Origin of the sequence: Candidatus Trichorickettsia mobilis (genome assembly GCF_034366785.1) — a bacterium.
Taxonomy (GTDB): domain Bacteria; phylum Pseudomonadota; class Alphaproteobacteria; order Rickettsiales; family Rickettsiaceae; genus Trichorickettsia; species Trichorickettsia mobilis_A.
The window spans coordinates 393936-415149 of record NZ_CP112932.1 but is presented as its reverse complement, the minus strand read 5'-3'; the positions used below and the strand labels follow the sequence as shown (position 1 = coordinate 415149).

General features: G+C 33.2%; 18 protein-coding genes and 1 pseudogene. 9 read left to right on the top strand and 10 right to left on the bottom strand.

Translation table 11 applies throughout. The features are described from left to right. Positions 1-7: 7 nt before the first annotated feature. Positions 8-457 carry a 23S rRNA (pseudouridine(1915)-N(3))-methyltransferase RlmH gene (locus tag Trichorick_RS01855; protein WP_323738563.1) on the top strand — a complete coding sequence of 150 codons (450 nt, stop codon included), beginning with the start codon at positions 8-10 and terminating at the stop codon, positions 455-457. A gap of 2 nt (positions 458-459) precedes the next feature. Here Trichorick_RS01855 and uvrC read toward each other — a convergent pair whose 3' ends face one another. From uvrC to Trichorick_RS01840, 3 genes are all read right to left on the bottom strand, one after another. Then, entirely contained in the window at positions 460-2304 is a 1845-nt protein-coding gene (gene uvrC / locus Trichorick_RS01850; protein ID WP_323738562.1) for an excinuclease ABC subunit UvrC, read from the bottom strand. A 10-nt stretch (positions 2305-2314) separates the two neighbouring features. Further along, complete coding sequence (yidD, locus tag Trichorick_RS01845; RefSeq protein WP_323738561.1) at positions 2315-2560, bottom strand: membrane protein insertion efficiency factor YidD; 246 nt, start codon at positions 2558-2560, stop codon at positions 2315-2317. 154 nt (positions 2561-2714) lie between these two features. Further along, positions 2715-3377, bottom strand: coding sequence for a TIM44-like domain-containing protein (locus Trichorick_RS01840; protein ID WP_323738560.1), 663 nt, complete (start codon positions 3375-3377; stop codon positions 2715-2717). Positions 3378-3509: 132 nt separating this feature from the next. On the opposite strand from Trichorick_RS01840, the gene Trichorick_RS01835 reads away from it, so the two are divergent. The 3 genes from Trichorick_RS01835 (at position 3510) to terL (ending at position 6427) form a co-directional block, all read left to right on the top strand. Continuing rightward, positions 3510-4697 carry a phage portal protein gene (locus Trichorick_RS01835; RefSeq protein ID WP_323738559.1) on the top strand — a complete coding sequence of 396 codons (1188 nt, stop codon included), beginning with the start codon at positions 3510-3512 and terminating at the stop codon, positions 4695-4697. 105 nt (positions 4698-4802) lie between these two features. Beyond that, positions 4803-5021 (top strand): hypothetical protein, encoded by a 219-nt coding sequence (locus tag Trichorick_RS01830; RefSeq protein WP_323738558.1) that lies wholly within the window; start codon positions 4803-4805, stop codon positions 5019-5021. A gap of 2 nt (positions 5022-5023) precedes the next feature. Beyond that, the gene (gene terL / locus Trichorick_RS01825; protein WP_323738557.1) at positions 5024-6427 is read left to right on the top strand and encodes a phage terminase large subunit; all 1404 of its coding nucleotides are present in this window, start codon (positions 5024-5026) and stop codon (positions 6425-6427) included. A gap of 27 nt (positions 6428-6454) precedes the next feature. Here the strand turns inward: terL and Trichorick_RS01820 are convergent, their stop codons facing one another. From Trichorick_RS01820 to Trichorick_RS01810, 3 genes are all read right to left on the bottom strand, one after another. Beyond that, positions 6455-6682: a hypothetical protein gene (locus Trichorick_RS01820; protein ID WP_410250253.1), complete on the bottom strand. Its 228-nt coding sequence runs from the start codon at positions 6680-6682 to the stop codon at positions 6455-6457. A 117-nt stretch (positions 6683-6799) separates the two neighbouring features. Further along, positions 6800-6964 carry a hypothetical protein gene (locus Trichorick_RS01815; RefSeq protein WP_323738556.1) on the bottom strand — a complete coding sequence of 55 codons (165 nt, stop codon included), beginning with the start codon at positions 6962-6964 and terminating at the stop codon, positions 6800-6802. A gap of 335 nt (positions 6965-7299) precedes the next feature. Further along, complete coding sequence (locus Trichorick_RS01810; RefSeq protein WP_323738555.1) at positions 7300-8529, bottom strand: dicarboxylate/amino acid:cation symporter; 1230 nt, start codon at positions 8527-8529, stop codon at positions 7300-7302. Between the two features lie 114 nt (positions 8530-8643). Between Trichorick_RS01810 and hisS the strand changes: the two genes are divergently transcribed. From hisS to Trichorick_RS01790, 4 genes are all read left to right on the top strand, one after another. Next, complete coding sequence (gene hisS / locus Trichorick_RS01805; protein WP_323738847.1) at positions 8644-9888, top strand: histidine--tRNA ligase; 1245 nt, start codon at positions 8644-8646, stop codon at positions 9886-9888. A gap of 64 nt (positions 9889-9952) precedes the next feature. Next, positions 9953-10966: a glycosyltransferase family 4 protein gene (locus Trichorick_RS01800; protein WP_323738554.1), complete on the top strand. Its 1014-nt coding sequence runs from the start codon at positions 9953-9955 to the stop codon at positions 10964-10966. Further along, positions 10963-12237, top strand: coding sequence for a M16 family metallopeptidase (locus Trichorick_RS01795; protein WP_323738553.1), 1275 nt, complete (start codon positions 10963-10965; stop codon positions 12235-12237). Before Trichorick_RS01800 ends, Trichorick_RS01795 begins: the two co-directional genes overlap by 4 nt. Positions 12238-12246: 9 nt before the next feature. Continuing rightward, the gene (locus tag Trichorick_RS01790) at positions 12247-12966 is read left to right on the top strand and encodes a phosphoribosylaminoimidazolesuccinocarboxamide synthase (RefSeq protein WP_323738552.1); all 720 of its coding nucleotides are present in this window, start codon (positions 12247-12249) and stop codon (positions 12964-12966) included. A gap of 472 nt (positions 12967-13438) precedes the next feature. On the opposite strand, the gene Trichorick_RS01785 is transcribed toward Trichorick_RS01790, so the two are convergent. From Trichorick_RS01785 to Trichorick_RS01770, 4 genes are all read right to left on the bottom strand, one after another. Next, the gene (locus Trichorick_RS01785; RefSeq protein WP_323738551.1) at positions 13439-15178 is read right to left on the bottom strand and encodes a pentapeptide repeat-containing protein; all 1740 of its coding nucleotides are present in this window, start codon (positions 15176-15178) and stop codon (positions 13439-13441) included. Next, positions 15175-15882 carry a biotin transporter BioY gene (locus Trichorick_RS01780; protein WP_323738550.1) on the bottom strand — a complete coding sequence of 236 codons (708 nt, stop codon included), beginning with the start codon at positions 15880-15882 and terminating at the stop codon, positions 15175-15177. The genes Trichorick_RS01785 and Trichorick_RS01780 overlap by 4 nt, the downstream gene beginning before the upstream one ends. After that, positions 15879-17315 carry a nitrogen assimilation response regulator NtrX gene (gene ntrX, locus Trichorick_RS01775; protein ID WP_323738846.1) on the bottom strand — a complete coding sequence of 479 codons (1437 nt, stop codon included), beginning with the start codon at positions 17313-17315 and terminating at the stop codon, positions 15879-15881. Before ntrX ends, Trichorick_RS01780 begins: the two co-directional genes overlap by 4 nt. Before the next feature lie 438 nt (positions 17316-17753). Then, positions 17754-19589 (bottom strand): sensor histidine kinase NtrY-like, encoded by a 1836-nt coding sequence (locus Trichorick_RS01770; protein WP_323738549.1) that lies wholly within the window; start codon positions 19587-19589, stop codon positions 17754-17756. A 334-nt stretch (positions 19590-19923) separates the two neighbouring features. Here Trichorick_RS01770 and Trichorick_RS01765 point away from each other — a divergent pair. After that, a pseudogene (locus tag Trichorick_RS01765) lies at positions 19924-21162 on the top strand (MFS transporter); the annotation flags it as partial. Between the last annotated feature and the right edge of the window lie 52 nt (positions 21163-21214).

Here is a 21214-nt window from a genome sequence, read left to right as displayed (position 1 = left end):
CAAAGTAATGGGTAAAATCATACATATTATTTCAATAGGGAAATTATCAGAAAATTATCAACATATTGCTGATGATTATCAGAAAATGATTAGATGGCGAATAAACTCAACAGAAATTACCTACTCACAGAAATTACCGACAACACAAATTAAGCAATTTGAAGCAAAATTAATTGTTCAGCGTTATCGCCATAAATCATCCAGAATAATTTTGGATAGTAATGGTAAAAGCCTTTCAAGTTATGATTTTGCTGGTTTAATAGATAGCCAGATAATACATGGTATAGATTTTATTATTGGGGGAGCTTTTGGTCTTGATGCTTCAATATTAGAGACGATAGATAATAAAATTAGTTTATCAACTATGACTTTTCCTCATCAATTGGCAAAAGTTATTTTGCTTGAACAAATTTATCGAGCCCAAACAATTTTAACCAATCATCCTTATCATAAATAAACCTAAGAAGATAGATGTAAGTTGTTAAATATAGTGGTTGCTACTCTGCGATTAATGCCAGGTACCTGTGATAATTGATCAATAGTTGCTTCACAGATAGTCTGATATGAACCAAAATAATTAAGTAGGGCTTTTTTTCTTATTTGTCCAATGTTAGGAATATCATCTAATTTAGATATTCTAATAGCATTTGAACGTTTGGCTCGATGCGCATTAATTGCAAAATTATGAGCCTCATCACGTAATATTTGAAGATATTTCATTAATAATGTCTGATTATCCAAAGTAAATGATTCTTGATTTGGTAAATGAAACTGTTCGTGCCCGGCATTTCTAATCAAGCCTTTAGACATACAAACGAAAGGTATAGATAAGTTGAATTCGTGCATGATTTTTTGGACAACCGATAAATGTCCTTTACCACCGTCGATAATGATTAAGCTTGGTATTTTTGTGTGATCTTTACGTAGACGAGTTAATCTACGTGTCATGACTTCTCTTAGCATTTGATAGTCATCACCTATTTTGGCATCACCAGCAGATTTTAGCTGTGAAATATTAAATAACCTATATTCTTTTTTATCAAAACCATTAGGAGTCGCCACTATCATAGCGCCAACCGCAAATTCACCCATAATATGACTATTATCATAAACTTCAATACGATCAGGAACAATTTTTAATCCAAATAGTTGCCTGATTTCTGCAAAGATTGTCTGATGTTTGATAGATTTTTGAATATTTTGTTCTAGCGCCAGCTGTGCATTAGTGTAAGCATTTAATACTAAATCACGTTTAATGCCGCCTTTAGGGATTATAATAATTGATTTAGTTTGGTGTAACTTATTGATACTTTCTGCAAGTAATCCTGATTGTGGGATAGCGTCACTCAAGATTATTGCTTTTGGTGGCGAGTGAGTATGATAAAATTGACTGAGGAAGGCTGTTAGTACCTCAACCTTATTACTATACTCAGGAATATATGGAAAATACGATTTACTTCCGCAGCTTTGGCCACCGCGATACAAAAACACTGCAATACAATAATGACCATGAATCTCTGCAATGGCAATTATATCAACATCTTCATTAATGGTGGCTCCTGATTTAAGCTGGATATAACTTAGTGCTTTGATTCTATCTCTGATTTCTGCTGCTGCTTCAAAATTCAGATTAGCACTTAATATTTCCATATTTTGTGCTAATCGTTGTTGTAAATGTTGAGTTTTGCCACATAAGAAATCTTGAACTTGGAGCACTAAATCAGCATAATCCGGTGCTGAAATTTTATTGACACAAGGAGCGTAGCAACGTTTAATTTGATATTGCAGGCATGGACGTTTTCTATTGGCATAGAAATTATCTGTACATGACCTTAGTTTAAAAATTTTTTGTAATTCTAAGAGCGTTATATCAATTTGACTGGAAGAAGTAAAAGGTCCAAAAAATTTACCATTAGTTAAATCTTGTCCACGATATTTTATCAATTGCGGATAATCATGATCTAACCGTAACTTTATGTAAGGAAATGACTTATCATCTTTGAGTAAAATATTGAATTTGGGCTGCCATTTCTTAATTAATTGCGCTTCAAGTAATAAAGCTTCAACTTCCGAACTTGTAATTGTGTATTCAATATCACTTATTAAGGCAATCATGATCGTTATTTTAGTAGTTAAATCATGTTTAGTATAATTTGCCAGACGTTTTCTAAGATTCTTGGCTTTACCAATATATAAAATCTGCTGATTACAATCGAGCATTCTATATATACCAGGTAAAGTTGGTATAGAATCTAGTAAAGATTTGATTAAATTGTGACCTGTGACGTTAGAATTATTAGCCATAGAATCTAGATTACTTTTTGTGATTATCTTGATCAAGTGATGGTAATGGTGGTACTGGATCATAGCCACCATTACATAATGGTTGGCACCTGATAATTCGATATAGTACTAAATACACACCTTTGTAGCAACCATGTACCATAATTGCATCTTTTGCGTATTCAGAACAGGAAGGGTAAAAACGACAATTCTTACCTAACCATGGAGAAATAAAGAACTGATAAAATTTGATAAGATAAATTAGTGTCAGTTTCATGAGCGTGGCGTTCACGGTTTTTAGAAAAAATCATCATTGCGAGATTTTATTAAAAATCGAAGCAATCAAGTCTTAAGATACGTCTTTCTCTTACTTGAGCTGATTTTTGGATCACCACGGAGCCTAACGACTCCTCGTGATGACATGGACAAACTTATTGCAATCTTTCAATATTATTAAGATACCAATTATTATTCATGGCAATAAGGCTCTTACTAAAAGTCCATTCTTCATATAAATTTGCAATGTTATTGGTTACTTCAGTGCCGTTAAATATCACCTTAATGAAAACATTATTACCAAACATATAAATTTCTGAAATTTTAGCTTCTAGATTAGTAGTTTCCTGAATTTTACCATAACTGGATACTATATCAGAAAATAGAGACAAATATCTCTTATCAACCAGTTCTTCTAACATTGTTGTATTATTGTTGACTCCAGCTTCTATGATCATTTTAAACGCAGATTTTGCATTACGTAGAAAATTACCTGGGTTGAAAGATGGCATACGATCGCGCAACTCAGTTAATCCCTGAATTATCGCCTGTTCATTATCCATTATGATCAGCTCAGGAAGATTAACAATAGTATCCGGCACTTTCTTTTTTAGGAAATTGGGTTTTATTATCCCTGCGCTATTCGTGGAATTTACGGTAGTATTAGTAACATCTTTTAGTGAAGCATTTTCACCAAAATAAGAATTACGTTTAGCCGGATCGTCATCAGATGTAGTGCCAAGCGTAGAAATTAACTTATTTATGATTAAAAAAGCTATACCGGCAAAAAACAATAATTCGAGTAATTGAACTGACATTTTATATATCACCATATTAACATATTTATTGTATTGCAAAATTTCAAAACTTGCAAAGATATTTATGCATTAAGTATTAGTGGCTAACATAATTCATGATATAAACACACTTTGAACAAAAATATGACTTAAATGATTCAAAGTTACTTAAAAAAATTTTTTAAACCTAAAGTCCATAAGTCACATAATCTGATAGATTTGGCATATAATTATGAAGGATTTGCTGATCGAGCAATTGGCGTTGAGGCTTATCATAAAAATGTTATAGTTTACCGTTGTGTTAATTTAATTGCTCAGTCAGCTGGACATGTGCCTTTAGTAGTTAATAAAGATCATCGCAACACAAGAGCTAGTAAAGATCATCCGGTTTATCGACTGCTACATCGACCGAACCCTGAAAAAGCCGGAGCGGATTTTTTTAGTGAGGTCATTGCCAGTAAGTTATTATATGGTAATGCTTATATTTTATCGGCAGCGCCTAATGATTCGCCACCATATGAAATATATTTGTTGCCTGCTGCTGCTATTGAGGTTGTCACGAACCAGAATGTAGCAGTTAGTTATAAATATAACACCAGTACTCATACAAAAACCTATATTATTGATCAAATAAGTCGAAGAAGTAAAATATTACATTTAAAGAATTATCATCCTACTAATAAATATTATGGTCTATCATGCTTATCGGCAGCAAGTGCGCATATAGAATTACATCAGCATGCCACTAGCTGGAATAATTCATTATTGAAAAATGGTGCCAGACCGAGTGGTGCTTTGATCATGAAAGATGGATCAGGATATCTAACCGATGAACAGTTTGCTCGCTTGCAGGAGCAGCTATACGAAAAATTTACTAATAGTCGTAATGCAGGTAAACCTTTGTTATTGGAAGGAGGGCTTGATTGGCGAGAAATTAGTATTAGTCCAAAAGATATGGATTTTATTGAATTAAAAAATTCGGCAGCTAGAGAAATCGCTTTGGCTTTTGGTGTTCCTCCGCAATTGCTTGGTATCAGTGGTGATAATACTTATAGTAATATGCAAGAAGCACGTTTGGCGTTATGGGAAGAAACTTTAATTCCACTGCTGGATAAATTAGCTGATGCTTTAGGCAATTGGTTTTCACATTGGTATCAGGATGAAATCATTATTGATTTTGATCGGGATAGTATTTCGGCATTAACCGAGAAACGTGAAAATTTATGGGCAAAAATTGCTAGCGCGGATTTTATGACGATTAATGAAAAAAGAAGTTTTTTTGGGCTTGAGAGTATTGAAGGCGGCGATCAATTGTTAATGCGGGAATTATTACGGGATTAATTAAGCTAGGAGAATTCGTAATAACTATAAACAGTGAAATATTGGTACATCATGCTTCAACCAACAGTCTCGAAACTATATAGTTTTATTGCAAAGTTAGTGCTAATGCTTGAAGATGAATTAGATGAATTGCGTCTGAATAAATCTAAAAGCGCATTAACTGTAAAAAAGAATATTACTGATACTTTGAATAAATTAGTTACTTTGATCATTCAGTTAAACAAGGTCAGCAAGGAAGAATCACTAAATGTTAAAACTATAATGCCGGCGGCAGATAAGGAAATTATAGAGTATTTCTTGAATAAATATTCTAAAAAAGATTGATAGTGCAATATTCAGAGAGTCTGTTACAAGCGATATTGCGTCAGGATTTTTGTAGCTTTATTAACAAGGTTTTTAATAGCGTTAATCCAGGTACGGAATATAAATCAAACTGGCATATTGAGTTGATAGCAGAGTATCTGGAAGCAGTACATCATCGGCAGATTAAAAGATTAATCATTAATCTGCCGCCAAGAGGTTTAAAATCATTATGCATCAGCGTTGCATGGCCGGCTTGGGTGCTCGGCCATGACCCTTCAAAACGAATTATGGCGGCTAGCTATTCCCAAGTATTGAGTATCAAGCATTCCATGGATTGTCGGTTGGTAATGTCTTCTGATTGGTATAAGCAAATTTTTCCACAAGCTACCTTAAGTAAGAAGCATAATCAGAAAAGTAAATTTCTGACTGATGCTAATGGCTTTAGATTTGCCACTTCGGTTGGTGGCTCCGCGACCGGTGAGGGAGGGGATTTTTTAATTATCGATGATCCTCATAATCCATTGCAAGTTAATTCATTGAAGCTGCGTCATCGAGTAATTGAGTGGTTTGAACAAACTTTTATTACTAGACTTAATGACAAAAATAATGGTGCAATTATCCTGGTAATGCAAAGATTACATAGTGAAGATTTATCCGGGCATTTATTGAGTAATAGTGATCATTGGGAGCATTTAAAAATTCCGGTTAAGGCTAGCGAGAATATTAAATTTTACATTAATAATAAAGAATATGAATTTTTAGCAGGAGAAGTATTACACCAGGAACGAGATCAAACGGAACATTTATTGAAGCTTGAGCAGGAAATTGGCTTACAAGCCTTTGCAGCGCAATATTTGCAAGAGCCAATCCCACAGAAATACTCATTACTGGCATTAGAGGATATTCATTTCTATGAGACTATCCCTGATCGTTTTGATTATTTTATTCAAAGTTGGGATACGGCAATCAAAGTCTCGGAAAATGCAGATTATAGTGTTTGTACAGTTTATGGGGTAATTGAGAATATATATTATTTAGTATCAATGTTACGAGCTAAATTAACATATCCAGATTTAAAAAAAAATATTGAGCAATTAGCAGGAAAATATCAACCAAAATTTATTTTGGTTGAAGATAGAGCCAGTGGTCAACAGATTATTCAGGATTTTAAATTTAATGGTTTCAAGAACATTATCGCCATCAAGCCAAAGTTGGATAAAGTTACTAGATTTGCTTCGGTGGTACCTATGTTTCAGGCTAGTAAAATATTAATCCCTAAAAAATCAAGTTTTAATAGCGTTTTATTACAGGAATTATTAAATTTTCCTAACTCTAAAAATGATGATATTATTGATTCAATTAGCCAGTGTCTTAACTTTAGTAAAGAAGCGCGTTACTCAATGACGGTGAGGATCAGAGATTTATAGTTGAAACAGTTGAATCAGCTTAATAAACTAAGTCATTTTGATCAGAATTGAAACCATTAACCCTATGGTAGTCATAAACATCGGCATCGTCCATTTTAATAAATCAAACTTGATGTCAGTGATTTTATTTTCCATTTTAATAATCTCAGCTTTTACTTCCATAATTTCAGCTTTAAGCTCAGCTTTAGTAACCATAGTTTGCTTTATTTCGTCTAACTGATCCTTAGTAGCGTATTGACAGAACAGATCAGTCATGGCTTCTGCTTGACTCTCTGTCCAACCGTGTGCAATCAGATTTTTTACTACTGTGTGTATTAAGTATTGTCATGATTTTTAATATTTTCCATTATGTACACTTTTAAATGTACACTTTTAATTATTCGCTTTACTTGATTTAATAAATTCGGTGATACTCTCTTTGATAAAGTATAGCAAACTGACAAACATTACGCCAATATTAATAATAATTACTGCTTTGATTAGATCAGAACAAGCGGCAAACTTCGCAAGAAGGTCGGCAATAAAATTATATTCCACAATATGTACTCCTACTCAATTTAATAAAATTGGTGCCAGGAGCTACAAAACATGCCACCGGTCATGCCCCTCTACTTTCATGCCAAAGACATTGTTGTATGGTAGAGGGACTCCTGGCTTAAAAGCCGTAGGAGTCCTTATGTTACGGCGGAATCAAACCGCCGGTGGTTTAAGGTGTTTGTAGCACCTGGAAGATATAAAATAACATAATAATATCAATAGTCAAGGGTAGCGGCACCATTTTTCCTGTTTTATTCAGCTTGAAGTTACGTCAAGCTTTTGACGTATAAAAAATAACTCCAGTTAATAATTAAAATGTTTTATGAACCTATTACTTAACTATCATAAATTTTCTTATCCAACGTATTTTCCGAGCGGTCAATAAGTAAAGTTACACAAGCGTCACCAGTAACATTAATCATGGTGGTAACCATGTCCAAGATACGATCAACGCTAGCCACGATTAATACACCGTCAATTGGTATCCCTACTGATTGTAATACCATTCCTAAAAATAATAATACTCCGCCAGGAATACCGGCACCACCAATAGATGCAATTGTACACATTATTATTAAGGTACCATAATCTGCCCACGATAGGTGAATACCTAGGGCCTGACTGAAGAATACGGCACAAATTGATTGATAGATAGCACCGCCATCCATATTAAGAGCAGCAGATAATGGTAATAAAAACTTGCTATTCTGTGTTGAAATGCCAAGTCGTGATTCAGCTACTTTCATTAACGGCACTAACGTTGCTTTGGAGCTACTGGTAGAAAAAGCTAATAACTGTGGTTCCAGCATTTTACGGTAAAATGGCATTGGTGACATTTTGCCCCATAATAAAATCATTACCCCAAATAAAATATATTGAATAATACAGCCAACAAAAATTGCTAGTACTAACTTAGCCATAGTAAATAATATAGTAATTCCTTCATTACCGACAATGGCAGCGATATAACCAAAAACGCCGATAGGAGCAATCCGCATTATTGTTTCAATCATTTGAAATAATAGTTTAGAGATTTGGTGGCATATTTTTATCAGATCTTGACAGCTATCACGCTTGGTATGTAACGTAACACCAACAAAAAATGAGAAGACTATAACTTGTAAAATGTGACCTTCTGCTAAACTTGCCACTACATTAGTCGGAATTATGCCTATTAATATATCTATTAGAGATTGTGCTTGTGAATTGGGTGGGGCATTATTAATTAATATACTTAGGTCAACATTATGTCCAGGTTGTAGCAGTTTAGCAGTTATTAAACCGACACATACCGCCATGAAAGCTGTAAGAATAAAAGTAGCTATTGCTTTGATGCTGATTCTATATAATCCACCAGAACTATCAATACTGGTAATACCGTAAATAATGGTGAAGAATATTAATGGTATAGTGACCATTTTAATTAGGTTTAGAAAAATTATTCCTAAATATGAGAGTGCGGAAACCTGTTTACCAAAATATAGCCCAACGATAATGCCAGCGATCATGCCAATTAGCACACGTTGCCAAGCGGAAGATTGGTGAATTAACTTTAAGATATTCATTAGATTTTTTGATGTTTAGGCACTCAGAATGCATTTTACTTTATCTAGTAAAAAAGTTATGATGTCAACTTCTTTCTCCAATAAATTAAAATTCATTTAAGATAATTTAATAAAATTATGAATAAACTACAACCGGTACGTGGTACTAAAGATTTATTACCAGAAAATTTTAAGATTCACCAATATATAATCAATGTTGCGCAAATGATAGGAGAGTTATATGGATACTCTGCTATGAGTACTCCGATTATTGAATATGCTCAGGTATTTGATCGTACCTTAGGTCAAACTTCAGACGTAATTAGTAAAGAAATGTATAGTTTTCTTGATAAAAGTAACGAGACTATTGCGCTACGACCAGAATTTACTGCTGGAATTATGCGAAGTATCATTCATGGGAGTTTGTTACATAACCTACCAGTGAAATTTTTCTCGTATGGACCATTATTTCGTTATGATCGACCACAAGCAGGTCGTCAACGTCAATTTCATCAAGTAAATTTTGAATATATTGGTGCTAGTGGTGCATATTCTGATGCAGAAACCATAAAACTTGCATTTGATTTATTAGTGGCTCTTGAGATATCAGATCAGGTTACTCTAGAAATAAATTCTTTGGGTTGTCATGAATCAAGATTAATGTATGAAAAAAAATTGTTTGAATACTTCAACGACCATAAAAATCAGTTATCTGCCGATAGTGTAGTGCGTCTTGGTAAAAATCCGATGCGTATTCTGGATTCTAAGGATGAAAATGATAGGTTGATCATCAATAACGCTCCAGTCATAGCCGAATATTACACTGATTTTTCAAAACAGTATTTTTCTGAAGTGCTAGCATATCTTAATTTGTTAAAAGTGAGTTATCGGATTAATAATAGGTTAGTGCGAGGTCTTGATTATTATAGTCATACAGCATTTGAGTATACTACCACAGCACTTGGAGCGCAATCTACAGTTCTTGCTGGGGGGCGTTATGATGGTCTAGCAAAATTGATGCAAGGTCCAGATATTCCAGCAATTGGTTTTGCTGCTGGAATTGAACGAATTGCTTTAATAAAAAATTATATGATTCCTGCAATCAGGCCTGTGTTTATTTTACCGATTAGTGAAAATAATATTAATATAAGTATGATTTTAGCAGATAAATTACGCCAAAATGATGTAAATATTATGCTGGATGCTCAAGGTAAAATTAATAAAAGAATCCAACGTGCTGTATCACGAAATGCAAGATATGTTATTTTTATTGGTGACGAAGAACAGGAACGTTCAATTTATAAACTTAAAGACCTTGATACTACCCAAGAATCCATACTACAATTTGAGCAACTTATGGCGATATTAAAGTATAATTAATATTGTTATATACTGTACAAGTAGTTTATGAGATTATAATACTAATATTTTATAAGAGACCTAAATGAAAGTATTAAATATTATGCTTAGCCGTAAGCTAGGTGGGATAGAACAATCTTTTTTGGATTATAGTTTTGCCTTAAAGTCACAAAATATTAATGTTATTAATGTTACTAGTGTTTTTGCAAAAGTAAACTCTAGTAGCGCTACTAGTATAAAGTTGCCCAATTTAGGGCCATGGGACTTTTTTTCAATGTTATATTTGATAATATTGGTGGTTTTTATTAAACCTGATCTAATAATTGTCCATGGCAATAGAGCAGTGAATTTCGCTCGTAAAGCAGGAAAGCGTTGTCCAATAGTTGGTATAGCACATAATTACAAAGTAGCCGATTTATTAAAATGCAATTATATTATTGCTCTAACTGAGCATATGAGAGAGTATTTGATTAAGCAGCATTTTGAAGAATCCTGTATCCAAGTGATACCAAATATGATAAACATACGTAAAGATCCAGTGGTGCGTAAATTTCATAGTCCTGTAGTTATTGGAACAATGACCAGGTTTGTGAAGAAAAAGGGTGTTGATATTTTATTAAAGAGTTTAGCAAAGTTACGAGATCAACATTATAACTTTAAAGCGATAATAGGTGGTGGTGGCGAAGAAGAAAGTAATTTGTTGAAATTAGTTCAAGAACTTAAGCTGGAACAATATGTGTCGTTTGTAGGATGGATAAACAATAAAGAAAAGTTTTTTAATGAGGTCGATATATTTTGTGTCCCGTCGTTACATGAGCCATTTGGCATAATCATTTTGGAGGCGATGGTGAATAGTATGCCAATAGTTTCTACAAATACTGAAGGACCATCAGAAATTATACGTAATAGACATGATGGATTATTATGTACTGCCGGCTCAGTCGATGATTTAACTCTAAAGCTCGCCTATTTATTAATTAACTCAATGGATGCAAAAAAATATGCCGAAAATGCATATGTGAGGGTAAATGATAAATATACTACCTCAGTAGTGGCTCCTCAATTGGCGAATTTTGTTAAAACAATAAGTAAAACATGACATTTAACGTTAGTAAGTTAGCAAATGGTTTGACAGTGGTAACCTATAGGATGCCTGCTGTGCAATCTGTAGCCATTAATTTAATTGTAAAAGTTGGTGGTCGTTACGAAACCATAGAAACCTCAGGCATTTCACATTTTCTTGAGCATATGGCTTTTAAGGGAACTAGCACTCGTTCAGCTAAAAAAATTGCTGAAAACTTCGATGCTATTGGAGGACATTTTAATGCTTATACTAGTCGTGAGCATACAGTCTATCATGCTAAAGTATTACATGATGATTGTTTTCAGGCGCTTGAAATACTTGCCGACATCATGCAAAATTCATTGTTTGCTGAAGAAGACATCATCAAAGAGCGTCAAGTGATCTTACAAGAGATTGCACAAGTGTATGACGACCCAGATGATCTCGCTCAAGAGGTGTTTTATAATTTGGCTTACCATAATCAACCATTAGGTAGATCAATATTGGGTGAAGAGCATATTTTAAACAGCTTTAATCATCAATCTTTTAAAGACTATTTACGCAAACACTATAATGCAAATAATATTTATTTATCTGTAGCCGGTCAGGTTACTCATGAAAATATTATGAAGTCAGCAGAACTACTATTCTCTGGATTACATAGCGGACAGGATAATAGTTATGTTAGTGCTGAATATACCAGCGGCTATCATTTTACAACTAAGGAATTAGAACAAACTACGGTCATACTAGGTTTTGAAAATACATCATATTTAAATTTACCGGCGCTATATCACTCGCAGCTTTTATCTCTAGTGTTTGGTGGAGGGGTTTCTTCAAAATTATTCCAGCAGATACGCGAGAATCTTGGTCTTGCTTATTCAGTGGGTACATACATTAGCGCTTATCATGATAGCGGTTTATTTAGTATCTATGCTGCTACCAGTCATGACAAAGTAGCCTTCTTAATTTCTTCGCTAGCTGAAGAAATTAAGAAAATTACAGATAACATACGCTTGGAAGATTTAAATAGAGCTAAAGCACAAATTAAAGCTAGTATTTACATATCAGAAGAAAGTTCAAGTCGTAAATCTGAAGAAGTGGGAAAATATTATGCAATTTTTGGTAGATATTTATCAGTAGAAGAAATAATGGAACATATTATGACAGCTAATATTGAAGATATTAAAAATGTTGCTATAAACATCTTTGCTGCGAAGCCAACTTTATCTATTGTTGGTAATTGTCTGGCAGAATCAATTGCTTATGAAGAATTATGCCAAGATCTAAAGCGCCATTCTTGCTAAATATCAAATATGAAAAACAAAATCTATCAAGGATCAAGCAAGGTATTATATCAGTCAGAAGAAGATTTTGCTTTAATTATGGCATTTACTGATGAAATTAGACTTGAAGGTGGAATCAAAATGAATGTTCCCGGTAAAGGAGTGATTAATAATAATATATCATCCTTTATTATGAGTAAACTAGACATGGTAGGGATAGAAAACCATCTGATTGAAAAAATAAATATGCGAGAACAATTAGTACAACTCGTTGATATATTCCCGATCCAGATATCAATTGCTACAATAGCTTGTGGACGATATGTCGATGAGTTTGGTATGGAAGAAGGATATGTTTTTGATTATCCGGTAATTGATTTTAGAGTTAAAAATAGTGATCTAAAATACCCAATTATTAATGAGCATCAAATTATTAGTTTTGGTTGGTTAACCGAGCAAGAAATAAAACAAGTGAAGAATCATGCTATCAGAGCATATGACTTCTTAACAGGATTGTTTGCTGGAGTTGAAATCAGATTAGTTGAATGTCGATTGGAATTTGGTCGTGTATTTAATGGAGAGAAGTTTGTAACAATGATTGCTGATGAAATTAGCCCGGATAACTGTCGTTTATGGGATATGCATAGTAATGAAAAATTTGGATTTGAAACTCTTGTCGATGATAATTCAAATGCTATAAAATCTTATCATACAATAGCGCGGCGCCTTAATCTTCAGAACCTGTCTTGATGAGAGTCGTATTTAAAGATCTGCGGTGCTCGACTCCAAGCTCGCAGCACTGTATCTATTCAAGGGTCTGGCAAACCGTAGATGTATGATATATACACTATAACGCACTCGATGTCATTCCCAGCAACGGCGGGAATCTAGGAATAAAACCTCAAATGCTTAGATGTACGCTAGATTCCCGCCGTTGTTGGGAATGACACCGTGGAAGCAGTTTGTTATCAAACTCACCATCTGTATGCCTGATACAGTAAATGTTTCCGCCAGGGACGTGAATAGATACCGCAGCACTTGTCTTAGAGCCTGTCTTGAAAGTCTATATAAGAGGTAATTTTGTTGTCAAAACTCGTCTCCGTTCCTCACGTACAAAGGGTACGCTGCGGTGCTCGACTTCGTTTTTCCTAAAAATTCCTCTCTTATATAGACTTTCAAGACAGGCTCTAAGTAAAACTATCGTCTACCAACTCTTCATCTTCTAAGGTTTTACAATTCCAACGGTACCATCAAGCTTTGTATTAACTAAAGATATTGTATCAATTAAACTATTACTAAAATCTAAATTAGTTAAATCAGCATAATCAAATTTTGTACGATATAGTATAGTAGATTTAAAATTACTGTCAGTAAATCTTGCGCCGCTTAAATCTGCGTCAGTTAAATTAGCTCCAGTTAAATCAGCATAATCAAATATACAACTTTGCATTTTGCTTTTAGATAAGTCTGTTTGTTTAAATATAGTATTAGCAAAATTTATTTGCGGTTTAAAAGTCAAATTTGCTAAAGATAATCCTTGGAAATTCATATTAGATAAATTACTGACATTTTGTAAATCTTTTAAAGATAAAATATTGCCGCTTGATTGCAATTGTTCAAAACCTTCTGTGTTTAATATTAACGTTCTGGTTACAGTAGAATTAATTGCATTAATTTTAGTCCCTATAATATTATTAATCTGTGAATTGACTATTTGTGAGGAATCAAATGTTACTTCTTGCATATTAGAGTTTATAAAAGCTGATTGCATAATATTGCTTAAAGTAAATTTAACCTTAGTTAAATCGGTATTTTTGCTAAATATCTTATTAAGCTTTGATTTATTAAATTGAGATTTATTAACTGATGAATTAATAAATGTTCCGCCGGTTAGATCAGAGTTAATAATTGTTAAAGTGTTAATAGTAGTATTATTTAGTGTGATATTCTGAAGATTAGAATCTTCTATAGTACTATTGGTAATTTCAGCTGTATGAAGGTTACTACTGGTAGCATTAACATTTTTGATATTTACAGCTGATAAGGTAGCTCCATTTAAGTTTGTATTTTGTAAATTACCGTCCGTAATATTCACTTGTTCAAAATTTACATTACTTAAATCTGCATTTTGTAGATTACAGTGAGTAATAAGTGTTTTAATAAAATGAGCATGTTGAAAAGAAGTAGATAAAAAAGCACAATTATTTATTTGAGCTTCTTTAAGTTTAATTTCATCAAGAAGTGAGTGAGAAAAATTAGAATTGGTTAATGTGGCTAAAGTAAAATTAGCATTCGTTAAATCAGCAGATTCAAAATAACAATTTTGTATCTTGATACTATTTGCTTGCACATTACTTAAATCTGTACCATAAAAAACCGAGCCGCTAATTTGTGCTTTTTTGAATTCACTTTGTCCTAAATTACTTTGTTGAAAATTACTATTATTAATATTACTTTGTTCAAAAATTGTAGCTATCAAGTTAGATTTTGCAAAATTGACTTGATCTAGAGTTGTTCCAGTAAAATCAGCTTCTTCAAAATTAGTATTAAAAAAATCAACATTTTTTATAGTTGCTTTTTCAAAGATAGAAGCTTGAAAATCTGCATATCTAGCATTTATATTATTGATAGTAGTATTAGAGAAATCACTATCTTGAATGATTGACTTTTCTAAAATTATATCTTTAAAGGTTGTTGCTGAGAAATTAATACGTGACATTTGGCAAAAACTCAAATCTATACCTGATAAATCTAAACCAGAAAGGTTGACTCCTGTAAGCTTGAGACCTCTAAGATTTGAACCAAATTCTTTTTTGATATCAGGTTCTAATTTATTGTTACGTTGATTAACAATAAATTCTTTTATTTTATTACTTTGAGCATCGGTCAATAATCCATCACTTTTTCTGGATTGTTCTGAGCATCCAGAAAAAAGCAGTAGTAAAATAATTAATATTTTCATATTTGGACTTTACTTTTAATATAAGAGAATAAATATGAAAATATTAGTATTTTTACTATGCCGCTAGGAATAAATACAATAAACCCATTATATATTGCATTATTAAAACTCATAAATTGGCTAAGCCAGGTAATACCAAAAAAATAAATTATAATATGTCCAATAAAACAGCAAAATGCAACAGGCCAAAATTTTTGCGATATATTATTAGACCTCTTTTGAAACTCTACTTCTGCAGATGATTTGTACTTTGGCGCGGTACTCGAATCCGAAACAAACCAAAAGTACGCTGTGGACCAAGCTGCAGTGTCTCCTTCAAATCCTCTCTTTGATGCGAGTTTTAAAAGAGGTCTATTTTTTAGTATACTCATTATAGGAGCTGCAATCATACACCCTATCAAATATCCACCAGTTGTTCCCATTACATATTCTATTCCGTAGTTATATTTGCTAAACACTGGCAATCCACATACGCCACAGATTAAATAAATACCAACTGTGGTAAAAGCAAGATATGGTTTATATATTAATCCAATCAGGCTTATCATCATTGTAAGAAAAGTAATAGGCACTGGCTTTAGAGGAATGCTCAATTGACTACTAGCAGCTAATGCTAAGACACCAAAAATAATTTGTAATAAACTTGCATATTTTTTAAAAAGCAAATTGCAGTCGTTGCTATAATAATTAAGTAACTCTCTCATAATTGTTCTTCTTGGTATTCTTCATCTCTCATTTTTGCACTGGCTGTATGTATACTAAGTAGCTTTAATTTACGATGTAATGCCGAGCGTTCCATACCTACAAACGATGAGGTTTTAGAAATATTGTTATTAAAGCGACTCATTTGAGCCGATAAATATTGTCTCTCAAATACTTCTCGTGCTTCTCTAAGGGGCATCGACATCATATCAAGATTATTATCGGGTTTAGTTATGGTTACTCCATGATTTAAAATATCTGATGGTAGCATATCTGGCTTAATTATTTCGTAACCGCCAACGGAAACAGGATTCATGATCAAAGTCCATTCTATTACATTTCTTAATTGACGGACATTACCTGACCAATTATAAGCCTGTAGCGCAGCCATAGTATCTTCTGAAAACTCTCGTTCCTTAAGTCCTGAAAATTTGGCCAGCTGCTTTATAAAATATTTTACTAATAAAGGAATATCGTCTTTTCTTTCAGATAGAGAAGGTACTTTAATCGGTACTACATTTAAACGATAATATAAATCCTGTCTAAAGCGACCTTGATTAATTTCATTTTGCAAATTTTTGGTAGTAGCAGTAATAAACCTTATATCTACTTTTAAGCTTTTGCCGGTTGCAGGTTTTTCAAGTATTTGATCTTGTAAAAATTTCAGTAGTTTTATTTGGATAGGCATTGCTAAGTCACCAACCTCATCAATATAGATGGTGCCATTATTAGCAGCTTCCAGCACGCTAAGACGTTTAGTAAAAACACTATTAGCATCTTGGCGTTCAGGTTCTCCAAATAATTCTTGCTGCATTTTGTCTGTAGACATACAAGTTGGGCTAAATACAATAAATGGGCCATGAGCTTTCTTGGATTTTTTATGTATTAAACGTGCTGCTAATTCTTTGCCACTACCCATTTCACCATGAATCATTACTCTACCAGAAGTGGGAGCTACTTTTTCAATATCAGACTTAAGTTTAATTGTAGAAGAAGATGCTCCTACTAATTCTGTTTTGTCTACTACTTTTGACTTTAGATCTAGATTTTCACGTTTTAGTTTTGCGGCTTCACAAGCTCTTTTTAATACAATCATCAATCGATCATGAGTAAATGGTTTTTCTAAATAGTCATAAGCTCCCATTTTAATTGCACTAACTGCTGTTTCTATAGTGCCGTGTCCACTAATAACTACTACTGGCATTAATGGATAGCGTTTTTTGATAATTTCTAAGATGCCAAGACCATCTAAATCGCTCCCTTGTAACCATATATCGAGAATTATTGCAGAAGGAACTTTCTCAGAAATCAATTTAAAGGTTTGAGTGCTATTTGCGGCTACTCTTGAATTAAACCCTTCATCTTTTAAAATATCTGAAATCAGGTCACGAATATCAGCTTCATCGTCAATTATAAGAACATCTAAAGACATAATAAATTACCTATATATAATGTGTATAAAGAATGGTTATTACTTGCCGAATGTAGATTCATTACAAACGAGAGTGTTCAATGAACTATGTCAATTAAGTTAAAATACGTCATTGCGAAGTCATAACTGGCTGTGGCAACCCAGTTTGTAAAGAGTTAGCAAGCCTTTCTAGATTGTTTCGGGCAAAGCTCTCCACAATGACAATTTGACATAGTTTATTGAATACTCTCTTACAATAGCTTAGAATCTGCTTTGACAGTCGACTTTCAGGCGAATTCTAAGTAGTTCCAAAAAGCCTTTGGGATCTATTCAAGATCTCTTTTAAAGAAGCTAAAATGAATTCAGCTCTTTAACTATTGTTCAGATTAGCTATTCATAAAAAATAAAGCAACAATTTTTACTGTATTTTTGCCACATTAGCCTTTTTTCTTTACAAAAAGGTTAAAAGTTAACATTTTGTAATCTATGTTGTAACTTAGATTTTAATTCAGTTAAGTTGAATGTTAACTTTATTATAGCTCCACCCTGTGGAGCATTACTTATTTCCAGTGAGCCGAAATGATCCTGAGTAATTTTTTTAACTATAGCAAGTCCTAGACCTGTGCCTTTTGATCTGTTGGTAACGTAAGCTTCAGTGGCGTTGTTCAGCAATTCCATGGCAAATCCAGAGCCATTATCTGCAACAATAACACATACTAAATCAGCAGTTTTGGTTATAGAAACGCTAATTATTGGTTGAGTTGTTTTTTCTGTGGCTTCTTCAGCGTTTTTTAGCAAGTTAAGCATAATTTGATGAAGTTGTGTTATATCACCAACAAAATCTATAGTTTTTTCACTGCTGGATAAGTTGTAAGTAATTTTATCGTTAATTGATTTCCTTGAATCAACCATATCTTTTATTAACGATACTAATTCACATTTAGTAAAAGTAGGTAATGGCAATCGAGCAAAATTTACAAACTCAGAAACAATTTTTTTAATGTCATTGATATGACGGGTAATAGTGTTTATGTATCGGTCGAATGCAGTTTGATCTGAAATTTCATGACGAAATTTTTTAAATAGCCTTTCTGCTGAAAGTTGTATTGGAGTGAGAGGGTTTTTTATTTCATGAGCTACTCTACGCGCTACATCTGACCATGCAAGAGCTCGTTGAGCAATTAACAGATCTCGTTGCTGACGATTAATTTGTTGAATCATTCTATTGAATGCGGAAGATAAAACCTTAATCTCGTCATTATTTAAGTTTTCTTCCGGTACTTGAATAGTTAAGTCTCCATCTTTTACTTTTTCTGTTGCAATTACTAATTTATGGATAGGGCTAACTATTTGACCGGCAAAAATTGCTCCCCAACTTATAGCTGCTAATAATAGTAATAATGCTATAAAAATAAAGATCATCGAGAATTTGATCTGCATACTGGAGATATGAGTTTTAAGCTGGTAGTAACTGCTAGCCGCACCATTGGTTTTATCAATATGATCGATAATTTTGCTGTCGATAATTCTGCCCACTAACAAATAAGTATCATTATATTCTCGTAGTTTTATCAGCATTCTAATTTTAGTGGGGTCAGAAGTAATTTCAACTATTTCACCGCGGTCAGCTTTTTCAATTAGATGCATTGGTATGGTAGTAAAACTTAAGGAGAAACTTAATGAAGTTTGAGCCAGAATGGTATTAGTAGTTTTTTGAAACACTATTGCTTCGTCTAAAGAACGCATTTCAGCTTCAGCATTTAATGCTTTGGCAAAATAAGTCGGATTGTGAATCAAATCATAATACATTTCACTAAGGTCATCTGCAGATGCTGCTGCACTTTCTTTTAAGCGTATAGTATGTTCTACAAGGTATGATTCAGCAACGCTAATTGATTGATCCAGTACTGTAGATATTTTTTTATCAAACCATATTTGTAAGCCAAAATTAAAAAAATACGCTGAAAATACCGAAACAATTATTGTAGGAACAGCAGCCACTAGACTGAAAGCGACAATGATTCGGTTTTGTAATTTAGAAGTATTACTGGTAGATTTATTGGCAGAATGTTTAAAGGTTTTATATGCTAAGACAATACCAAGAGCTAAAAAAATTATTAGATCAACCAGAATTAATCCTATAACTTTGCTCGGGTCAGGCCCTAATACATTTGTTTCTTTAGTAATCGTGCTATATGTAAAAATTGATAAAACAATAGCCGTTACTACTAAAAGCAATAATAATTTATTGCTTTTAGTATAGTGTTTTCTTAACAAGAGTATAGTGTGGCTAAACATTGACTGAAGTATTATATTTAATATTTATAGTGTTATAGGTGTTATGGCGTTGATCAGTTAAGTGATACACACACATGTCAAGTTAAGAAAAAGACGATGCGAACCATATTGCGAGGCTTTTTCTTAACTTGACGTGTGTAATTAGGTAATGACAGGTGACTACGCTATCCATGTCATTTCCGAAATCTTTGCTATATTCAGCTATATTATAAACCATTTTCTTGATTTAATCTAGATTCTGTAAAAATTTATTGCACGAGTTAAGAATTATGATATTAAAAATGGTGTATACTTGATCAACTTCATAAAAATAGTATTAAATGAGGTGTTGTAGATGAAAAAAATTATAATATCTGGAATGATTGGTAATGCTCTGGAATGGTACGATTATGCATTATATGCTCAGTTTGCGCCTATTATAGCTCAACATTTTTTTCCTGATTCCGAGATTAAGGAAATACTGACATTTGCAGTATTTGCTTCTGGATTTATTGTCCGGCCGTTAGGTGGTGTATTATTTGGTAGTATTGGCGATAAATTCGGTAGACGGATTGCTTTAGTAATTGGCATATTAACTATGGCAATACCTACTGCAGGCATTGGATTGTTGCCGAGCTATGCAACTATTGGACTAGCGGCACCAATAATTCTGGTTATTATTAGATTGATCCAGGGTTTTGCATTAGGTGGAGAATTTAGTGGCTGTATAGCCTATATAGTGGAACATGCCAGTATAAGACAGCGTGGGCTTGCTGGTAGTGCAGCTTTTGCTAGTATGTGTATTGGAATGTTGTTAGGTGTGATAACTGCAAATGCTTTTTCATATTTTATGTCTCAAGAAGCATTATTTGCTTGGGGATGGCGGTTACCATTTGTAGCCGGTTTGTTTATTGGTGGAATAGGCTTGTATATCAGAAAAAATTTGTCTGAGAGCCCATTATATAGTGCAGCAAAAGAGAACGGTAATTTAGCACGATATCCATTACGTGAAATCGTGACGAAATATCGAACTCAATTATTAGTAGCAATAGGGCTTTATATTACGGTGACAGCGCCTTTTTATACTGCTACGGTATTTATTGAGAATTTCATGCAGACTCTAGGTTATACTCGAGCTCAGAGTTCAATGGTATGTGGAATAATTTTAACTACCATGATCATAGTTTTTCCAATTTCTGCTTTTGTTTCTGATAAAATTGGACGTAAACCAGTTTTGCTTGCTGGAATATTATTGATGATATTATTAGTTTATCCAATATTCAAGCTACTTGGGTCAATGGATTATACTTTGGCGGTATTATCGCAAATCCTATTTGCTGGAATAATAGCTATATATATGGGGCCAATTCCAACCCTGTTAGTAGAGATTTTCCCGACCAGAGTACGTTTCACCGGTGTTGCTTTATCATATAATCTGAGTGCAGCAATATTTGGCGGTTCAGCACCAATGATGGGAGTGATATTAGTGGAATATACCAAGGATAAATATGCATTGTCGTATTATTTGATGTTTCTTGCAGTGATTTCTTTAATAGTACTAAAGTTTTATAAAGAGACTTATAGAAAGAATTTAGCTGAAGAGATTATATTAGACCATAAAGAATCAGAAAATTTATCACGAGAAT